This window comes from Pelagicoccus sp. SDUM812002 (assembly GCF_031127835.1).
GTDB lineage: Bacteria > Verrucomicrobiota > Verrucomicrobiia > Opitutales > Opitutaceae > Pelagicoccus.
This window is the reverse complement of sequence record NZ_JARXHX010000002.1, coordinates 224,574-243,451: the sequence shown is the minus strand read 5'-3', so window position 1 is coordinate 243,451 and position 18,878 is coordinate 224,574. Positions and strand designations below refer to the sequence as shown.

16 protein-coding genes are annotated in these 18,878 nt (G+C 55.8%); 9 read left to right on the top strand and 7 right to left on the bottom strand.

What is annotated here, in order from left to right; all coding sequences use genetic code 11:
- The first annotated feature begins 6 nt into the window (after window positions 1-6).
- On the top strand, window positions 7-1,305 hold the full coding sequence (locus tag QEH53_RS04660) for a dihydroorotase (protein WP_309021973.1): 1,299 nt from the start codon (window positions 7-9) through the stop codon (window positions 1,303-1,305).
- Window positions 1,306-1,353: 48 nt separating this feature from the next.
- Here the strand turns inward: QEH53_RS04660 and QEH53_RS04655 are convergent, their stop codons facing one another.
- A complete protein-coding gene (locus QEH53_RS04655) occupies window positions 1,354-2,346 on the bottom strand; it encodes a hypothetical protein (RefSeq protein WP_309021972.1) in 993 nt (330 codons plus the stop codon).
- Between the two features lie 103 nt (window positions 2,347-2,449).
- Between QEH53_RS04655 and QEH53_RS04650 the strand changes: the two genes are divergently transcribed.
- The 7 genes from QEH53_RS04650 (at window position 2,450) to ispG (ending at window position 9,835) form a co-directional block, all read left to right on the top strand.
- Window positions 2,450-2,698: a hypothetical protein gene (locus tag QEH53_RS04650; protein ID WP_309021971.1), complete on the top strand. Its 249-nt coding sequence runs from the start codon at window positions 2,450-2,452 to the stop codon at window positions 2,696-2,698.
- A gap of 153 nt (window positions 2,699-2,851) precedes the next feature.
- Complete coding sequence (locus tag QEH53_RS04645; RefSeq protein WP_309021970.1) at window positions 2,852-3,223, top strand: hypothetical protein; 372 nt, start codon at window positions 2,852-2,854, stop codon at window positions 3,221-3,223.
- Between the two features lie 152 nt (window positions 3,224-3,375).
- Window positions 3,376-4,158: an isoprenyl transferase gene (locus QEH53_RS04640; protein WP_309021969.1), complete on the top strand. Its 783-nt coding sequence runs from the start codon at window positions 3,376-3,378 to the stop codon at window positions 4,156-4,158.
- A 4-nt stretch (window positions 4,159-4,162) separates the two neighbouring features.
- Entirely contained in the window at window positions 4,163-4,996 is an 834-nt protein-coding gene (locus QEH53_RS04635) for a phosphatidate cytidylyltransferase (RefSeq protein WP_309021968.1), read from the top strand.
- A gap of 25 nt (window positions 4,997-5,021) precedes the next feature.
- Window positions 5,022-6,224 (top strand): 1-deoxy-D-xylulose-5-phosphate reductoisomerase, encoded by a 1,203-nt coding sequence (gene dxr, locus QEH53_RS04630; RefSeq protein ID WP_309021967.1) that lies wholly within the window; start codon window positions 5,022-5,024, stop codon window positions 6,222-6,224.
- 84 nt (window positions 6,225-6,308) lie between these two features.
- The gene (gene rseP, locus QEH53_RS04625; RefSeq protein WP_309021966.1) at window positions 6,309-7,790 is read left to right on the top strand and encodes an RIP metalloprotease RseP; all 1,482 of its coding nucleotides are present in this window, start codon (window positions 6,309-6,311) and stop codon (window positions 7,788-7,790) included.
- Window positions 7,787-9,835 (top strand): (E)-4-hydroxy-3-methylbut-2-enyl-diphosphate synthase, encoded by a 2,049-nt coding sequence (ispG, locus tag QEH53_RS04620; protein ID WP_309021965.1) that lies wholly within the window; start codon window positions 7,787-7,789, stop codon window positions 9,833-9,835. Before rseP ends, ispG begins: the two co-directional genes overlap by 4 nt.
- 127 nt (window positions 9,836-9,962) lie before the next feature.
- Here the strand turns inward: ispG and QEH53_RS04615 are convergent, their stop codons facing one another.
- Complete coding sequence (locus tag QEH53_RS04615) at window positions 9,963-10,646, bottom strand: hypothetical protein (RefSeq protein WP_309021964.1); 684 nt, start codon at window positions 10,644-10,646, stop codon at window positions 9,963-9,965.
- Between the two features lie 223 nt (window positions 10,647-10,869).
- Here QEH53_RS04615 and QEH53_RS04610 point away from each other — a divergent pair, with 223 nt between their 5' ends.
- Window positions 10,870-11,706 (top strand): BadF/BadG/BcrA/BcrD ATPase family protein, encoded by an 837-nt coding sequence (locus tag QEH53_RS04610; RefSeq protein ID WP_309021963.1) that lies wholly within the window; start codon window positions 10,870-10,872, stop codon window positions 11,704-11,706.
- Between the two features lie 116 nt (window positions 11,707-11,822).
- Here the strand turns inward: QEH53_RS04610 and QEH53_RS04605 are convergent, their stop codons facing one another.
- The 5 genes from QEH53_RS04605 to acnA form a co-directional block, all read right to left on the bottom strand.
- Window positions 11,823-12,509 carry a zinc metallopeptidase gene (locus QEH53_RS04605; protein ID WP_309021962.1) on the bottom strand — a complete coding sequence of 229 codons (687 nt, stop codon included), beginning with the start codon at window positions 12,507-12,509 and terminating at the stop codon, window positions 11,823-11,825.
- 257 nt (window positions 12,510-12,766) lie between these two features.
- A complete protein-coding gene (locus QEH53_RS04600) occupies window positions 12,767-13,855 on the bottom strand; it encodes a hypothetical protein (protein WP_309021961.1) in 1,089 nt (362 codons plus the stop codon).
- 47 nt (window positions 13,856-13,902) lie between these two features.
- The gene (locus QEH53_RS04595) at window positions 13,903-15,345 is read right to left on the bottom strand and encodes a SpoIIE family protein phosphatase (protein ID WP_309021960.1); all 1,443 of its coding nucleotides are present in this window, start codon (window positions 15,343-15,345) and stop codon (window positions 13,903-13,905) included.
- 172 nt (window positions 15,346-15,517) lie between these two features.
- Window positions 15,518-16,030, bottom strand: coding sequence for an STAS domain-containing protein (locus QEH53_RS04590; RefSeq protein WP_309021959.1), 513 nt, complete (start codon window positions 16,028-16,030; stop codon window positions 15,518-15,520).
- Between the two features lie 49 nt (window positions 16,031-16,079).
- Window positions 16,080-18,806, bottom strand: coding sequence for an aconitate hydratase AcnA (gene acnA, locus QEH53_RS04585; protein ID WP_309021958.1), 2,727 nt, complete (start codon window positions 18,804-18,806; stop codon window positions 16,080-16,082).
- Window positions 18,807-18,878 lie beyond the last annotated feature (72 nt).

The following is an 18,878-nucleotide window of genomic DNA, read 5'->3' as shown; positions in this document are numbered from 1 at the left end:
TTGTAAATGCCCAACGCCACTCACATAAAAAACGGCCGCATCATCGACCCGAAGAATAATCGAGATGAAATCGGCGACCTATATATCGTAGACGGAAAGATCGCCAGCAAACCCAATCAGGACATTCTGGATACAGCTGAGGTGATAAACGCCCAAGGCCTCGTCGTTTGCCCAGGGCTCGTCGACCTGCACGTCCATTTCCGTGTCCCCGGTCAAAAACATAAGGAAACCATTCGTTCCGGCACCTCCGCCGCGGCAGCAGGCGGATTTACTTCCGTGGTCTGCATGCCCAACACTTCGCCCGCAGTCGACAACGCCGGCACTGTTCAGCTCATCAAAGACATAGTCGACAAGGAAGGCGTAGTGAATGTCTTCCCCACCGGAACCATCACCGTAGGACGCGACGGCGAAGCCCTCGCCCCCACAGGTTCCCTGTCACGCATGGGCATCGTCGCCATATCAGACGGCGGCAAATGCGTGCAAAACGCTGGACTCATGCGACGAGCTCTTCAGTACGCGCATATGTTCGACATGCCCGTCATCGACCATTGCCAAGACTATTCCCTCTCTGCCGACGGCGTCATGAACGAAGGTTTCGTATCCACGAAACTAGGACTGCGCGGACTTCATAAAGCTGCGGAGGACATAATCGTGGCCCGGGATATCACTCTATCCACGCACACGGGCGCTCATATCCACCTCCAGCACATCAGCTCCAAATCCGCCGTCGACATCATCCGTCGTGCCAAAGCCCGCGGCATCAATGTCACTGCCGAAGTCACTCCCCATCACCTCGCCCTTACCGACTCGGAAATCGAAAGCTTCAATACAAATTTCAAGATGAACCCTCCTCTTCGTGAGGAAGAAGACCGCCTCTCACTCATCGAAGCCCTCGAAGACGGCACCATCGACTGCATTGCCACCGGGCACGCGCCTCACACCGACTACGAAAAAGATGTCGAGTTTGACTACGCACCATTTGGCGTCATCGGACTAGAGACCGCTCTCTCAGTGAGCCTGGCACAGCTCTACCACACCGAACGCCTCTCACTGCTCGGCACCCTCAGCCTACTCACCAATCGCCCAGCCGAGATCTTAAAACTCAAAAAAGGTACGCTAAGCGAGGGAGCGGACGCAGACGTAACCCTCTTCGATCTCGACGAAACCTGGACACCAGAATTCAAGAAATTCTTCAGCAAGTCCAGCAACTCCCCTTGGATCGGCCGAGAGCTGAAAGGAAAGGTCAAGAAAACCTTCGTCTCCGGAAAGCTCGTCTTCGACGGCCAAAAGATCCTAGCTGACTAAAGGAGCGCTGCTCCGTCGGAGCCCGCTCGTTACGCAAATTTTAGCCCGCTACGGCCGCGGTCCGCCACCACGAGGACCGCCACGGCCAAACCCACCTGGATTCTGCTGCATGAACTCCATTTGACGCCGGTCGCGCTCGCGCTCCGCTAACTGTCGTTCCGCGTAAGCTGCTAGCTGCTCGTCGCCCAAGGTCTCAGCTGCCGCCTGTAAAATCAAGTCATCACGCGCCGCTCTCTCATAAAAGAAAGTCTCTATGTTTGCGGGTGTGATGCCTGAAACATCGCGTCCACGCACCTGGGAGAGGTCGACCGTGTATTCAAACGAATTGGACACATCGCGGATCGCCCCCACAAGGGCTTCGCTTTGATCCTCGCTCAAAGGCGTATTCGTAAAGCTAAGACTGGAAGCCAAAGCCTCTACTTCCCCTCGGAAAGGCAGCGAATCAGAGTAGTCCTTCAAAGCGACTGCTCCGTCTTCCCCCAGAAGCATCGTAATCTGCTCTTTAAGCATCTCTTGCTGCAACTCCCTAGCGATCTGCACATCCGCCTTCGCTTCGTCAGTTTCCGCTCCGAACGATCTCATGCGGGTTTCCCAGCCGATTACGCCTCGCTCGGCCATCAATGTCCTAAGCGTATTCAAATCCTCGGTACTCAAATCGAGCATCTTGAAAAAGTCAGCATAGCGCGAGTCTACACGATTCATCTGACGCTCGATCATATCGATGCGCATTTCCGGATCCTCGAAGGCAGCCATCATTTGCTTCATTCGCTCGGCTCTACGAAAATCGCGGCTTTCGCTAACTGGCTCCTGCTCGACAGAAGCCGCACTTTCTTTCGAAGCTGACGGTACCGATGAACCCTCCTCAACGGTATCTTCCGATGCGAGACTCTGCTCCGTCTCCGCCTCAACACTAGCAGCCGCTGACGATGGCGGACTTTCCGTTAAAGAGACTTTGAGGCGACTGAGTTCGGTTTGCAGGTAGCCCGCGTAGGCTAGAGCCCCTACAAGAAGAAGGGATAAGGCAATCGTAGAGAATCTCATAATAACGTGCGTTGCTTGAACTACGTAATGCAGCCGCCTTCAGATGCAATCTCGAGCTCATTTTACCGCGGAACCAAGCAGCAGCACGAAAGTCACTACCCAAATGGCTGACTTAAGTGTGCGTATACGGAAGGGAGCCTTGGCAACCCTTGTCGTTCTCTCCCCATATTGCCTCGCCCAAACAGAATCAGTCGGATTCGAAGCGCCCACCACGGAAGTCGTCTTCGTTCTGGATACCACCGGATCCATGAGCGGACTCATAGACGGAGCCAAGAAGAAGATCTGGCAGTTCTCAGACAAGCTGAAGGACGCTAAACCCACCCCAAATATAAAATTTGGACTCATTGGCTAACGAGATCGGGGAGAGGAATACGTCACGAAGGTATACCGTCTCAGCGACAACGTCATCCACGAACTCAACATAGAACTCGACGCGACCTTCATTCCCTACGGCTCTGTTCGCGAACAAACCTACGCAAAGAAAAACCGTAGCTTCCTCGCCTCCATGAGCGAAGCCGCCATCGCCGCCCGCAGCAGCTGCCTCATCAAGTCAGGTAAGGGCAAAGCCATCTCCGGGCGCGGCGACCTTATCGAACTCATTCTCTCCGGAGAGCTCACCCTCAAGACGCTCGATCGTGAGCAGCTCACTCCCGAGCACCGTGAACTTCCATCCGAGGATTTCGCAGCGCTCGTCTACGAATACGCAGCCAAGCGACAACAAATCGAAGCAAGCCTTCAAGCAAGCTTGAGCCAGCGTGCCGCGTACATCGCCGAGGAGATGGAAAAGGTCAGCGAAGCCGACAAAGAGGAAATCTTCGAGCTCAGCGCCTTCCAAGCCCTCGAAGATCAAGCGGTAGCAGCCGGTTACAGTTTCTAGCACACGCTTAAGTCAGCGCAGCTTTCGCGGAGATACCTTCGAGCGCGACTAGAGTTTCCCTCGAGAAACCGAGGGAAACCCTAGCCAATAACGCCTTGCCAAAGCACAAGGCCCATTCGATCCTCGCCGCTATTCTTCCCAACAGCTAAGGAATGATCGGCGAATCCACAGTACAAAAACCAGACCCACAACACATTGGCATCATCATGGATGGCAATGGCCGATGGGCTAAGCAACGCGGACACTCGCGCCCCCGCGGACACAAGGAAGGCGCCAAAGCGACCCGCACCATCATCGACGCGTGCCAAGATCTAGGAATCCGGTACCTCACCCTCTACGCTTTCTCTGCTGAAAATTGGAATCGCCCCAACTTGGAGGTTCGGGCCCTGATGGAGCTCTTGGAGCTCTTCCTCGCCCGCGAGACCAAGACACTCGTCAAACGCCGCGTCCGTCTTCACGCCATCGGCCGCATCGACGAGCTACCCACCAGCGCCCGCAAAGCCCTCGAGAAAGCCATCGAAGCCACTAAGGAATTCGACGACTGGCACCTGACTCTAGCCTTGAATTATTCCTCTCGCAACGAGGTCCTCGACGCTGCCAAGGCATTCGCCCAAGCCGTGGCCCGCGGAGAAATCTCCCCAGATACAACCGATTGGGGAGACTTCTCGAAACACCTCGACACCGCGGAACTGCCCGATCCGGACCTTATTATTCGTACATCCGGCGAGACTCGAATTAGCAATTTTCTCCTCATGCAGTCCGCCTACGCTGAGTTTTACTTTACGGAAACGCTCTGGCCGGACTTCGACAAAGAACAGCTCGAGAAAGCACTCTCTTGCTACCGCAACCGCGAACGACGCTACGGCAAGACCGGCGAACAGCTCGCAACGCATTCGAGCACCGCACAGTCAAATCCCCTCCAGCCCTCCGCCTAACAAAGTGGCAAAACGTATTTTCAGTACCGTCCTCCTTTGGTCCATTATCATTGGATCCGTCAGCTACACTCCCGAGGCCGCCGTCTGGCTCATCGCCATGATTAGCTTCGGCACCCAATGGGAACTCTATGGCCTCATGGAGAAGATGGGCCGCCGGCCTTTCAAATCGCTTGGCTCCTCCCTCGGCACCTTCATGATTCTAGGTCCTTTCTACATAGAAAAGGCCTTCGACCACCCCGTGCCGGGGCTGCAAGCCAGCATCATCGCCGTCACCATCGTCGCCATTTGCCTCCGCATCCTCGTTCACCGCGAGGTCGAGCAGCGTATCGAAACCCTAGGCTCTACCCTCGTCGGGCTCATCTATATCCCCTTCATGCTCACCTTCATGGCCCGCATGCTCACGATCACGCCAGATATGAACGAAGGCCTCATGCTCATCCTGTGGCTCATCGCCACCGCCAAGTTCTGCGACGTCGGTGCCCTCGTTTTCGGCAAAGCCTTCGGACGCCATAAGATGTCTCCAAACACGAGCCCCGGCAAAACATGGGAGGGGGCTATCGGCGGCTGCCTGACCTCAGTGGGCATCGGCTTCGCGTTCGCGCACTTCGGCAGCGAGCTCTTCCCCGACTTCTTCCTCCCCTACTGGGCCGCTCTAATCGCTTTGCCCATCGGGGCTCTCTCCATCGTCTCAGATCTCGTGGAAAGCATGATGAAGCGAGCTGCCAAAGAAAAGGACTCCGGCCGCTTCATCCCAGGTATCGGCGGCGCCTTCGACCTTTCCGACTCTCTCATCCTCACTTCCCCTACCGCATTCCTCCTCTTCGGCCTGCTCCTTTAGACACTACAGTCTACAGCTTGAAACCATGAACATCGTCCTCCTCGGAGCCACCGGATCCATCGGCGAGAGCACCCTCAAAGTCATTCGCAAGCATCGCGATAGACTCAATCTCGTCGGAATCGCCGCCAACCAGAACATCGAAAAGCTCGCCCAGATCGCCTACGAGTTCGGCGTTCCCCACGTCGGCATCTTCGACGAAACCGCCTACGCAGCTGCCAAAGCAGGCACCGCCTTCCCCATTACCACCCAGCTCCACTGCGGGCTCGAAGGGCTCGAACAGCTCGCCGCTCTTCCCGAAGCTGACACCACTCTCGTCGCCGTAGTCGGCACCCACGGTCTATTGCCCGCCTTGCGAGCTATCGAAGCGGGCAAGACCCTTGCCATCGCCTCCAAGGAGATCCTCGTCCTCGCCGGCAAATTCATCATGGAAGCCGCTCGAGAATCCGGTTCCCTGATCCTACCCGTCGACTCCGAGCACAATGCCATCTTCCAGTGCCTCGATCCGAATCCAACGGGCAAACAAGCACCCAATACCAAGCATCCCACACCTAATAAACGGCACGTCGACAAACTCATCCTGACCGCTTCCGGTGGCAGTTTCCGAGACCTTCCCCTCGAGCAACTTGCCAACGTCACCCTGGAACAAGCCCTGCAGCACCCAAATTGGGACATGGGCCCGAAGGTCACTATCGACGCTGCCACCATGGCCAACAAAGGCTTGGAAATGATTGAAGCACGCTGGCTCTTCGGCATGCAAGCCGATCAAGTGCAAGCGGTTATCCATCCACAAAGCATTGTGCACTCCATGGTCCAATACGTCGATGGCTCCGTGCTCGCCCAGCTCTGTCCGCCGGATATGACCTTCGCCATCCAGCATTGCCTGCTCTATCCGAATCGCGGTGAGAGCGTAGTCGCACCGCTCGATTTCAGCCAAGCCATGAAGCTCGACTTTCACGCGCCCGACCTCCAACGCTACCCCTGCCTCGGTCTCGCCCGCCTCGCCATGGAAGCCTGCGGCATCGCCAACGGAATTTTCAACGCTGCAAACGAAGTGGCCGTCGATGCGTTTGTCTCAGGTAAGATAAGGTTTGTCGAAATTTCGACGATCATTGAGAAAACCCTCAATTCCATCGATAATACCGAACCAAGCTCACTCGAAGAAGTCCTTCACTACGACCAGATGGCCCGCCGTCACGCCGCAGACTTCGTTCAGAAAACGTCAACTTAGTAGCGGAAGTTGCGAGACTTCCGACCAACCCTTCGAAAACAACCGTAACCGGGAAACCGTCACTCGGGACCCAAATAGAACAAAATGAATTTTCCCGATCTCCTCAACCATGGCTGGGGCCTCCTCATAGTTGCCCTCTTCTTTGGCGGTTCCATCTTCGTCCACGAGCTCGGCCACTTTCTCGCCGCCAAATGGCGCGGTCTCCACATCGAACGCTTCTCTATCGGCTTTGGTCCTAAAATCTTCTCTTGGACGCGCGGCGGAGTCGAGTATCGGCTCTCTTGGCTCCCGCTCGGTGGCTACGTCGCCCTTCCCCAACTCGCCGATATGCGAGGTATCGAAGGTGACTCTTCCATCGACGCCGGCGCCATGCCTCCCATCGGATATCGCGACAAGGTCATCGTCGCCGTCGCCGGAGCCGTCTTCAATATCATCTTCGCCTTCCTCCTCGCTACCATACTCTTCTTCACCGGACGCCCTACCTCCGAAGACCGAGCATCCGTGGAAGTTGGCTATCTCAGCGACACGCTATTAAACGCCGCCGGCCAGGAAGTTACCGCCCCCGCCAAAGCCGCTGGCATGCAAGTCGGCGACTTGATTCGCTATATCGATGGATCTCCCGTTAAAAACTGGGACGACATACACCAAGGCATCGCCCTGAGCACCGGTACCACGACTCAAGGCTCACGCGAAATCGAATTCATAGTCGAGCGCGATGGAGAACAGGTAACCCTTCAAGTACAGCCGATCATTTCAGAGGGCATGAAACTCCGCCAAGTCGGACTTCGTCCCGGTTTCACTGTAAAAGTCGGTGCGGTCTTCCCCGACTCGCCTATCGAAAAAGCTGGCATTGCCCCCGGCGACACACTGCTCGAGCTCGACGGGCAACCCGTTCGCAGCATCGCTTTCTACACCGACTACCTGAAAGACAAGGGCGTGCAACCCGTCTCGATCACTTTCGAACATGAGGGTACGGTCAAAACCGCTCAGATCACACCCGAGGAGGTCATCGTTTCCACCGATGGGCGCAAAGCTGTCCTTACGGGTATCGCCGCTTTCGATACAAACCGAAGCCTCCTCTACCAAACGCCTACCGAGCAGCTCAAGGAAGTCGCTATCACCACGTACACCAACCTCCGGGCCCTGCTTCACAAAAACTCAGACATCGGCATCTCGCACATGAGCGGCCCCGTCGGCATCATCCGCGTCATCAAGAGCGCAGCCCAGTACGATATGCTCAACACACTGTGGATCGTCATCTTCATCAACGTTAGCCTCGCCTTCTTCAACATGATGCCGATCCCCGTCCTCGACGGTGGCCATATCGCCTTCGCTACCATCAACAAACTTCGTCGCAAACCGATCAACCCGAACGTCATCGCTTCGCTGCAAGGCAGCTTCATGATACTGCTCTTCGGCATGATGATGTACGTCACCTTCTTCGACGTGAGCCGTTGGATCTCAGACGCTTCCGAAAGTGCCGAGACGAGAGCCAAGGCAGTTACGCCTGTATTCGGAAATCCTGAGAACGCAAACGCCGACACCCCTTCCTCCACCGAAGAATGAGTTCATACTGCGTCTCACGTTTCGCTACCGAGCGTCGCATCAGTCGTGAAGTCCAAGTCGGCTCCGTTGGAGTCGGTGGGGATAACCCGATCCGTATCCAGTCGATGACGACGACGCTTACCCAAGATGTCGAAGCCACCGTCAAGCAATCCATCGCCCTCGCCGAATCCGGTTGCGAGATTGTCCGCGTCACTGCCCCCAACAAAGCAGCCGCTCGTGCCCTCAAGGACATACGTGCCAGCTTCACCGCTGCCGGTTTCGGACATATCCCCCTCGTCGCCGACATCCATTTCCTTCCCAACGCGGCCATGGAAGCTGTCGAGCATGTCGAAAAAGTGCGCGTAAATCCCGGCAACTACGCGGACAACAAGAAATTCGCAGTTCTAGAGTATACAGATGCTGAATACGAGGCCGAGCTCCAACGGCTCTACGATTCCTTCTCGCCGCTCGTTAAGCGAGCCAAAGAGCTAGGCCGTGCCCTGCGGATCGGCACCAACCACGGTTCACTCTCTGATCGCATCATGAACCGCTACGGGGACACTCCCCTCGGCATGGTCGAGTCCGCCCTCGAGTTCCTCCGCATCGCCCAGTCGCACGGCTACTACGACATGATCCTCTCCATGAAGGCGAGCAACCCAAAGGTCATGATCGAAGCCTACCGTCTCCTCGTTCGCCATATGGACAAGGAAGACATGCGCTACCCGCTCCATCTCGGAGTGACCGAAGCGGGCGACGGCGAAGACGGCCGTATCAAATCCGCCATCGGCATCGGCAGCCTCCTCATGGACGGCCTCGGCGATACGATCCGTGTCTCCCTCACCGAAGACCCCGTCTACGAAATCCCCGTCGCCCAAGCCCTTGCCCAAAAAATAACGGAGCAGTGGCAGACAGGCTGGAGCGACATCGGTCGCGAACCCACAAAGCCCGATAGCGTCGATCCCTTCCATTTCCAGCGCCGCGAAATTTCCGAAATCCAGCTCGGAAAATTCGCCAAGCTCGGTACCGAAGAGCCGCCCACCGTCATCACGCCGATATCGCATCCAATTTCCGAATACGTGACTATCGCTGCCGAAGCCAAGACCTCGCGACCCGCCCTCGGTGATTCCAAGCTAGAAGGACTCCTGCTAAAGGCAGAGACTATCGAAGATCTCGAGAAACTAACCGAACTCTGCGAAGCTATGAAAGGGGCTGCAGAATTCATCGTCGTTGAGCTCGATCCAAAACTCCCGCTCGACGAGGTCTCTTTGGCTCTTCCTCCGCAGCAGATCCATCTCGCGGTGCTCAGAGATTTCGGCGATGACGATTACGAGGAGTACAAACAATTCGTGCACCTCTGCTCCCAATTAAAAATCCAACCAGTCATCGGTCTCTCGCCGAGCGTCGACGATGGAATCCTCTCCGAGCCGATTGAGGGAACGATCATAACCCTGCACTCCGGCATCTCGCCGTCAGCGCCCAACCACCGCATCGGCTACTACCGCCAGCTCGCTGATCGCCTCAGGCAGTTGGAGAACAAATCTCCACTCTGGATACGCAATCCGAAGCCTGCTAAATCGAAAACCGCTGTCTCCTCTCCTTTCCTCGACAAGCTGTTGCACGCCTCAATTCTCACAGGATCCCTGCTCTGCGACGGTATCGGCGACATGATCAGCATCGAGTCCGACGAAGATCTCGTCCGCTCCACTCGCCTTGCCTACAACGTGCTGCAAGGCGCTGGCTCACGCATCACTAAGACCGAGTTCGTCGCTTGTCCCAGCTGTGGCCGCACCCTTTTCGACCTGCAAACCACGACCCAACGCATCCGCGAAAAAACCGGACATCTCAAAGGCGTCAAAATCGCCATTATGGGTTGCATAGTGAACGGTCCAGGGGAGATGGCAGACGCAGATTTTGGATACGTCGGCGGAGCCCCCGCCAAAATCAATCTCTATGTTGGGAAGCAGTGCGTTAAGTACAACATCCCTCAGATCGAGGCCGACGACCGGCTCATCGATTTGATCAAAGAGCACGGCAAATGGGTTGAACCAAAACCGGTCGCAACCTAGCCGCCCGTAACGCAGACCTCCAGCCCGCGACCGCCTAGCACGATTTATTCTCCACGGATGCGGGCTAAAGCTCCACACTACGCCCACGCTTTACACCCCAAATCGTGAACCCAAATTCCCCGTATCCCTAGAATCGGTACATCACGCCGAGGCGTACCACCGGATACAGGTCAAACTCGTCCAACTCGTCGTTAAGATCCTGCTCCTCCGCCCTTAAATCTGACTCGAACTGCGGTTGGTCCGCTATCAGCCCCGTCGCCTCCAGCCGAGCGACAGCGGATCCCGCGTCCATAACGCCTGCATTGATGTAGGCGCCCCAACCCTTGCCTTCAGGCTTCTTCGAAAAGCCAAAACCGATATATGGAGCTGTCGAATTATCCCATTCGACATCACCAACAATCGTGCCGACCAAAGAAGCGGGGTATTCCACTCCGTCCAAATCATAAGTCGTTCCAGACTCCGGGCGGCCGACCACGTTTACCGAGTTTTCAGTAAACACCACGCCGGCCAGCAAGTGAAAACCGCCTCCGCCAGGATGCCACTGTATCGTCGCATAACCATTTGAGAGGTCCACGTTTCCCGAGTAGTCCACGCCATCCGTCGAATAATCCTTATCCTCACTGAGCGAACCATAGCCGGCGTTAAAAGTGAACTGCTTTGACGCGGTGAACCACACCGAGCCTCCGAGTCCAGTCGTGCCCCCTTCCACACCCAATGCGAATCGGGAGGTCGCGTTGGCTTCCGTCGTCTTTTGCCCAGCTGCAACACTGCACGCGATCAAGGCAAGTAACCAAATGGTTTTCACTTTCATGCTCATACTTCGAATTGGATTTCAGGTTTACTTGGAATAGCCTAGCAACAGCTCGCCAAACCGAAACATACTCGGGAAAAGGACAGAACACGTGCATCCCATTGGATTGCCCGCGTTACAGCGTTCCTCGCCCGCGTCGGGCAAAAACACTAACGAAAACAAAGCCAGAAAGCAATCGCCTGTGGCAAACAACCAGCACTAGGATCATCGCTAATCCTACGCTATGAACGCCCAATTACCTGCCAGCGTGTTTATTGGAATCGACGGAGGCGGCACCCAAACTCGCGCTATCGCTATCGACGAAACTGGAGACATCCTCGGTAGGGGCACCGCTCTCGGGTCTAACCCAAACAATAATGGATTCTCTGAAGCTGCAAAAAACATCGTCGAGGCCATCAACAACACTGGGGCAACATTAGGCGTACATGCAACGATTTGCCTCGGAATCGCCGGACTCGCCAGTCCTCAAGTGGCCGATAGGCTGAGAGACGAGCTGCTCGCCACACTGCCTTCATTCGCCGCCACTACACTTCACCTTACCCACGATCTCGAGATCGCGCACTACGCCGCATTTCGCGATAAGCCTGGTATCGTTCTCATCGCCGGAACCGGCTCCGCCTGCTTCGCTAAAAACTCGGCTGGTGAAAGCTTTCGAGCAAGCGGCCGCAATTTCCCCTACGAAGATCCAGGAAGTGGATACGCGATCGGCAAACGAGCCATAGATTCCAAACTCCTGCTTGCTGTTGAATCCCGACCCTCCATCGCAGCCCTAGCGCCGCGTGTCATTGAGCTAGCCACCCATGGCGACCAAGAAGCGCTCGATATTCTGCGTCTCGAAGCCCAACACCTCGCAAAACTCGCGAAGCTTGTCTTCGACGACTACGCTCAAACCGAATCCTTACCTATTGTCGCCGTCTACGGCGGACTGCTTACGTCGGAATCGCTTTACCGTGACACCGCCCTTTCGGAGCTACATTCTGCCATACCGGGCATCAAGGTCATCGACACAACAACCTCGCCCGCCCAAGCCGCCGCAGAGCTCGCCAAAAGCCGCAGCTAAATTCTTGTCTCAGAACACAAAAGAGCCGCCTCGTTTCCGAGACGGCTCCCTCCTCTGTTTCTCTTCCCTCCTGCCAAGCGACTGAGTCGCCCGGCAAAAATTAGTACGATCTTCGGCTAGTCCCGATTGCCCCCTAGCATGGAGAGCAAGTAGATCAAGTAACCCAGCGAAGATACAAACGCAGCAACATAGGTCCAGGCTGCAGCATCGAGCGTTTTATTGACGCCTGTCAGTTCGTCCTGACCCAAAATGCCGAGCGAGACGAGTTCCTGCTTGGCCCGACGACTGGCGTCGAACTCCACCGGTAAGGTGATTAGATGGAACGCCGTCATAACAAGGTAGCAACCCACACCGATCTTGAGAAACAGTCCGCCGAGCGCAGACAATCCCAGCACGAATGGGCCAAACATGATGAACGGCATCAAACTGGAAGCGATATTCGTCACTGGAATCATTGCCATACGCGCCTTAAGCATCGAATAGCCTACCTTGTGTTGCACCGCGTGGCCCGCTTCGTGGGCTGCCACGCCCAGCGCTGCAAGGCTTGTGCCGTTGTAGTTGTGCTCACTGAGAGCGAGGCGCTTATTCATGGGATCGTAGTGGTCGGTAAGCTCACCGCGCACCTGTACGATCTCAACGTCGTAAATTCCTGCTTTTTGCATGACTGCAGCTGCAGCTTCGCGCCCTGTGATGTTACCCCGCGACGGTACCTGAACATACTTCCCGTAGGCAGAGCGGACCTTGTTCTGGGCCCAGAAAGCCAAGATGAAGGTCGGAACAATAAGAATTAGAAATGCAAACATTTGAGTACTTTCGTTTTGTTAGGAGTTCAAAGATAGCAACGGGCGTTCCATGTTCCAGAATGCGAAATCTTTTTCGCATTTTATGCTTTACGACCTGCCTAACAGCAACTTAAGCGCACTCTTAAAAATGCGATGCGAGAGTGCTCCCATCCCAAGCGCGACACCCCGTCCCGCACTGTGACACGCTTTCGGGACCTTCAGCGCACGATGAGGGACAGCTACTGAAAAAACCTACTATCACCTCTGCCACAAGGTTGTTAGAAGGAACGTATCTTTATGGCTAGACCCCAGGAGCTGTCCTTGCGGTAGTAATCGACGAGATCGCTATTGTATCCATATCGGTACCACAGCGATGTGTACTTGAAACCAAGTTCGAGCCTCGCCGTGATGCGTTCGAAGGGATCGTTGTACCCGGTGCGCAGCTCAAGCATGATTTCATTTGCGTCGAAAAACCAATCCAAGCTTTTCGACTGGTAGCGAACACTGGCTCGCAGGCCATCGACTTTGGCGCGACGAATTTCCTCGTCATAGCGGGCCAACCACTCGTCATCGTTTTCCCAAATATTATATTCTTCCGCACCATCCTGCAGCATTCCCTCCTCCAAATAGTATCGTCCATCGAACATGAAGAATAATCTCCCCGTATCGATCTTCCAACTACTGGCCCAACGAGCGCCTAGGTAGTCCCATCCACGGCTGAGCTGGTCGCGAGCAATACTAGCATCTCCATCGACAAGCTGGTACTCCGCCTGCAACGCCTCGAAACGGTTGCGGCCGAGGGCTTCTTCTTCAGGGGTCTGAGGGTCGGTCAAATCTCCAATGCGCTGGCCGTTCGACTCGTGTCCATAGGAGATTTCGAAATAGTCGTGCAAACTGTAGCCGGGATCGCGTCGCGAGCTCGTTAGGTCGCGCCGCTTATGCCACCAGCGGGCACTGAGCAAGGGATTGAAACGCTTTCCGACTACAGGTGAAGACTCACGCGTTCCCATGTACTGCCCGGCACGTCCACTAAAGGCGAGGTAGAGGCGGGGTTGATACGGAAACAAATCTGGCTTGTCGTAGTCCTGCCCCTCTACGGGGAACTTGTTGCTTGGATTCCAAGACTCCCAAGGAAAGACAATGGATGCGGGCGTGATTACCGAGAGTGAAAAATCGAGGTATGCCTGGTCATCTTCGTCGAAGGTGTAGCCAACGTACAATGGCTCGTACGTCCTCACCACGTCCTTCCAAGAAGGCGGGTCGTCGTGCGCAGATTCAGGGTCATCGCCCATGCTCTGATTCTGGGCTAGGACCTGCTGGGCGCCTAGTAGAGCGATTGTTACAAGAAGAGCGACGAGCTTTTTCATAGTCCGATAGTTGGGGTATTCAGGCGTCGGGTACAAACTCAGAACGCCTAAATTCTTTTCACTGTGACCATTGTAAGATCGTCGTCGTAGGTCCTCTTTCCACTGAATTCCCGCAGCGACTCGAGTAAACGCAGGCTTACCTCTTGCGCCGGAGCTTTACGATTGGCTTTGACCGAGTCTGCAAGGCGAGACGCGGAAAACTCCTTTCCTGTAGAGTTGGAGGTTTCGATAACGCCGTCGGTGAAAGCAACGAAGATGTCTCCCTTATTGAAAGGCACCGTCTTTTCCTGGAGAAACTCGCAAAAGGATTCGTCCGGCATCATGCCAACGGGAAATCCGTCGCTATCTGGAAAGGAAGCATAAGAAACGCCACGCGAACTGTCGTTCGCGCAGAGCAAAGGACGTTCGTGGCCGGCCCGAGCGTAGGTTATCAATCCCAGTTCGAGATCGATAACCGCGTAGAGCACCGTGATGTAGGTGTCGCCTTTGATCTCGTCGACAACGAGCCTGTTGAGCTGACGCAGCACTTCGAAAGGAGAACTCCCCTCTTGGGCGACGCGGTGCAGGTTAGTGCGACAGATTGCCATAACGATCGAAGCCGGTATTCCTTTTCCCGATACATCGGCCACTGCTACACCTAGCTTGTGCTCACCCAGCGGAATGACATCGTAAAGATCTCCTCCGATTGTGTGGGAAGATACGTATTGGGCATCGATCTCCAGACCGTCCATACGCGGCAACTCTTGCGGCAGCAGCATGAGCTGGATACTGCGTGCGAGCCCAAGGTCGATATCGATCTGCTTACGCTCGAGCATCAAAGTAAGGAAGGTGTTGTTCCGGATCGCGATACCCGCTTGTTCGGCAAGCGACTGCACCACGGACTGATCCGTCTCAGAAAATGGCGCCCCGTCAGCCGAGTTGCAGACCGCAAGCACTCCCAGCACTTCTTCCCGAAAAAGTATTGGTGAGCAGATCGCTGTAGTCACCCGGAGGGCGGAGTCGCTGTGCCGCACCATGCGTTCGTCCGTACGACCGTCTTTGATGAGGATGGTCCGTCTGCTCCGGTATGCTTCTCCCGCCACCCCCTCTGCTATCGGAAATTCTTCGGTCTTCAGGACGCTTTCGATGAACTTGGCACGAGTCGCAATCTTGTCCCGCACATGCGGCGGCAGGGGTCGGTGCGGAGGAAACAGCCCTTCCACAGCGACGCTGCGCAAGGTGTCCCTCTCTGTCCTTTCAAAAACACAGGCGCTCAAAGCGCCAGTGCTCACCACAGCGGCATGTACGATCCTTTGAAAGAGCTCTTCCTTGCTGAGCTCATCACCCAAGGCTTGCACCATGTCGTGCATAAAGTCCGCCACAATGAGCTTCTCCTGCTGGGCCAACTGAGCTCGCTCGAGGTACTCGGAGCTGCGTTTTACCTCGCGAAAATAGAGCCAGCCAAACAGGCATCCAACAAGTAGCAGAGTAAAGGTAAACAGCAGGCTCATGGGGTACAGGGGCGTGGAAATCGCTAGCGAGGCTTGTGAAGACGCGAAAGAGAACAACCTTCCACAACGATCAGATCGAAGGTGGGGCATGCATGGCTTCGACCTCCTCCAAAAGCTGTCACTCCCACCCTAACCCTCATATCGAGACTTCAAACAGGAATGACAATATACACTAAGCCTCGTCCTCTACCCGGTTCTTCAAGTAGGCGATGACGTCTTGGAACTTCTCCTGATTGCCGGAATCGGCAGCGACCAAGTTTTCGTGAGCCTCCAGGCAGAGGCGCGCGTTTTCCAGCTCGTTGAGCTGCTTAGAATTGAGTGCGGTGGTAGCCCCTACGCCAGAAGCAACTTTATCATCGCCCGTATCCACGGTGGCGATGCGGTGTAGGCCGAGATTCTTGACCAGCTCGAGGTTCCGGTCATTAAGTCGCGAGAGAACGAGCGAGCCCTTCGGCTCTAAACGACGCAGTTCGAGGGCGCACCCCGCCAAGACGCCGAGGACGGTACTGTCCATGCCCGCACACTGGCTAAAGTCGAAAACGAAGTCCCTCTTTCCACTCGCATAGGAGTTTTTGAGAAATTCCTTAAGCGGCACTACGTTTTGGAAGGAGGCACGACCGGCGATCCGCACGGCAACGGGTGTTGAGTAAGGATCGACTAGAAAAACAGGATTGTCTTCAGGCATGACTTCGAGACGCGCTTGTTGAGATAACGCAGTGGGCGGATAGTGGAGATTATTGCGCCGCCTTGATGATATCCCGCAGAACATACGGGAGAATACCACCGTTGCGAATATATTCTACTTCGATATCTGTATCAACTCGCACCTTCATTTCGACTTCGTCCACATCGCCGTTAGATCGTTCGATAACGGCAGTTAGGGATTGGCCGGGTTTGAGGTCGTCGCCGAGCCCCGGGAGAGAGACAATCTCGCTGCCGTCAAGGCCGAGGGACTGGGCGCTTTGGCCGTCGAAGAACTCGAGGGGTAGCACGCCCATGCCAATGAGATTGGAACGGTGGATACGCTCGTAGCTGCGCGCAACGACCGCCTTGACGCCGAGAAGATTCGTGCCTTTGGCCGCCCAGTCGCGCGAGCTGCCCATGCCGTAGTCGATACCGGAGAATACGATGAGCGGGATGCCGCGTTCCTTGTAGGTTTCGCAAGCGTCGAAAATGGTGGCCGGCGTGCCTTCCGGCATGACTTTGGTGAAGCCGCCTTCCTTGCCTTCGGCCATGATGTTCTTAACACGCACGTTGGCGAAGGTGCCGCGAGTCATGATCAAGTCATTACCGCGACGGCTGCCGTAGGAGTTAAAATCCTTCGGCTCGACGCCACGCGATTCCAGGAACCTGCCAGCGGGCGTCTCGGGCTTGAAGGCGCCAGCGGGCGAAATATGGTCGGTTGTGACCGAATCGCCCAAGATGGCGAGCGGGCGCATGCCTTCGATGGGTTCGATGGAACCGACCTCCATGGAGAAACCATCGAAGAACGGCGGGCGATGGATGTAGGTGGAGGTGTCGTCCCAATCGTAGAGATCGCCGGTCGACGACTCGATCTTAAGCCACTCGGGATTGGCGCTAGCCACGTCAGAGTACTGGCGCTGGAACATCGCAGGCTTGAGTCCTTTGACGATGGCTTTCTCGATTTCGGCGTTGGTCGGCCACAGATCCTTCAGGTAAACTGGATTTCCGTCCTGGTCGTTGCCCAGCGAATCTTCAAATAAGTCGATGTCAACGCGGCCGGCGATCGCATAGGCGACGACAAGCGGCGGCGACATGAGGAAGTTTGACTTGATGGAACCGTGTACGCGGGCCTCGAAATTACGGTTACCAGAGAGTACCGAGGCTGCCACGAGCTCGCCCTTAGAGATAGCCTCTTCGATCGGATCCGCAAGCGGTCCGGAGTTTCCAATACAGGTGGTACAACCGTAGCCAACGAGGTTGAAGCCCAAGGCGTCGAGGGATGACTGGAGATCGGTCTCAGCAAGGTAGTCCGTGACGACGCGAGAACCAGGAGCGAGGGAGGTCTTGACGGTAGGAGCCACTGAGAGCCCCTTCTCGACGGCCTTCTTGGCAAGAAGACCTGCCGCTAACATTACACTCGGATTCGAAGTATTCGTGCAAGAAGTGATGGCAGCAATGAGCACGGAACCGTGCCCGATCTGATGCCCGTTCATATCGTCGTCCGACTCGACCGTAACTTTGGTTCCACGGTCTTCAACAGCGCGACCGAAGCCGCCTTCGTCGGTCGACTGGGAGAAGAGTTTGTTGAAAGAGCCTTTGAGGTCCTTGACGTCGATGCGGTCCTGCGGACGCTTGGGCCCGGCTACCCCTGGCTCGATGGTAGACATGTCGAGATCCACTACGTCGGTGTATTCGAGTTCGCCCGCGGCCGGAATGCCGAAGAGATTCTGGGCTTCGAGGTAAGCTTTAACCGAGGCGACATGCTTCGGTTCGCGTCCGGTCGCTTCGAGGTACTGAAGGGATTTTTCGTCGACTGGGAAGTAGCCCATCGTAGCTCCATACTCAGGAGCCATGTTGGCGATCGTCGCTCGGTCCGCCAGCGAGAGGTTGCGTGCTCCTTCGCCATGGAACTCTACGAACTTGCCGACCACCTTTTGCTCACGAAGCAGTTCAGTGATGCGTAGCGTGAGGTCTGTCGCGGTAACGCCTTCCTTGAGCGCGCCGGATAGGTTGACGCCGATCACTTCAGGAGTGAGGAAGTAAACCGGCTGGCCGAGCATGCCCGACTCGGCTTCGATGCCCCCGACTCCCCAACCTACGACTCCGAGGCCGTTGATCATGGTCGTGTGCGAGTCGGTGCCTACGAGAGTGTCCGGATAGAAGACGTGGCCGCCTTCGACTTCCTTGGCGTGTACCACCTTGGCGAGATACTCGAGATTCACTTGGTGAACGATCCCGATGCCAGGGGGTACGACTTGGAAAGTCTCAAATGCCTGTTGGCCCCATTTGAGGAATTCGTAGCGCTCCATGTTGCGCTGGAATTCGATGGCCATATTTTGCAGGAAGGAATTCGCCGTGCCTGATTTATCGACCTGCACGGAGTGATCGACTACGAGGTCAACCGGAACCAGCGGCTCGATCATCGAGGAGTCTTTTCCTAGGTCCGCCACCGCCGAGCGCATGGCCGCGAGATCCACGAGGAGCGGCACGCCAGTGAAGTCCTGCAGCACGATGCGAGACAAGACAAACGGGATCTCGACTTTGAGAGGGTCCTTGGCATTCCAGTTGGCGAGTGTCGTGATGTCCTCTTCCTTGACGCGCTTACCATCGCAATTTCGTAGTACGGACTCAAGTACGACCCGAATGGATACAGGCAGCTTGGAGATCGGTCCTACTCCGCTCTCCTCCAGAGAAGGAAGGGAGTAGTAGTATGACTTACCATCGAAGCCGGAGTCGAAGGTCTTCAGGGAGTTCAGTGGATTCGAGAGATCGCTCATCTGTGTCGGGTCTGTCTTTTTGGATAACGGATCAGGACAATATCCTGTAGTGATAGGACTGGACGGCTCCGT

Bases quoted from the DNA above. Each gene is read 5' to 3' on its own strand.
- QEH53_RS04650 (WP_309021971.1), top strand. From the start codon at position 2,450: ATGGCTGACTTAAGTGTGCGTATACGGAAGGGAGCCTTGGCAACCCTT.
- QEH53_RS04610 (WP_309021963.1), top strand. From the start codon at position 10,870: ATGAACGCCCAATTACCTGCCAGCGTGTTTATTGGAATCGACGGAGGC.
- QEH53_RS04640 (WP_309021969.1), top strand. From the start codon at position 3,376: ATGATCGGCGAATCCACAGTACAAAAACCAGACCCACAACACATTGGC.
- QEH53_RS04605 (WP_309021962.1), bottom strand. From the start codon at position 12,509: ATGTTTGCATTTCTAATTCTTATTGTTCCGACCTTCATCTTGGCTTTC.
- QEH53_RS04590 (WP_309021959.1), bottom strand. From the start codon at position 16,030: ATGCCTGAAGACAATCCTGTTTTTCTAGTCGATCCTTACTCAACACCC.
- QEH53_RS04600 (WP_309021961.1), bottom strand. From the start codon at position 13,855: ATGAAAAAGCTCGTCGCTCTTCTTGTAACAATCGCTCTACTAGGCGCC.
- QEH53_RS04655 (WP_309021972.1), bottom strand. From the start codon at position 2,346: ATGAGATTCTCTACGATTGCCTTATCCCTTCTTCTTGTAGGGGCTCTA.
- ispG (WP_309021965.1), top strand. From the start codon at position 7,787: ATGAGTTCATACTGCGTCTCACGTTTCGCTACCGAGCGTCGCATCAGT.
- QEH53_RS04595 (WP_309021960.1), bottom strand. From the start codon at position 15,345: ATGAGCCTGCTGTTTACCTTTACTCTGCTACTTGTTGGATGCCTGTTT.
- dxr (WP_309021967.1), top strand. From the start codon at position 5,022: ATGAACATCGTCCTCCTCGGAGCCACCGGATCCATCGGCGAGAGCACC.
- rseP (WP_309021966.1), top strand. From the start codon at position 6,309: ATGAATTTTCCCGATCTCCTCAACCATGGCTGGGGCCTCCTCATAGTT.
- QEH53_RS04660 (WP_309021973.1), top strand. From the start codon at position 7: ATGCCCAACGCCACTCACATAAAAAACGGCCGCATCATCGACCCGAAG.
- QEH53_RS04615 (WP_309021964.1), bottom strand. From the start codon at position 10,646: ATGAAAGTGAAAACCATTTGGTTACTTGCCTTGATCGCGTGCAGTGTT.
- QEH53_RS04645 (WP_309021970.1), top strand. From the start codon at position 2,852: ATGAGCGAAGCCGCCATCGCCGCCCGCAGCAGCTGCCTCATCAAGTCA.
- acnA (WP_309021958.1), bottom strand. From the start codon at position 18,806: ATGAGCGATCTCTCGAATCCACTGAACTCCCTGAAGACCTTCGACTCC.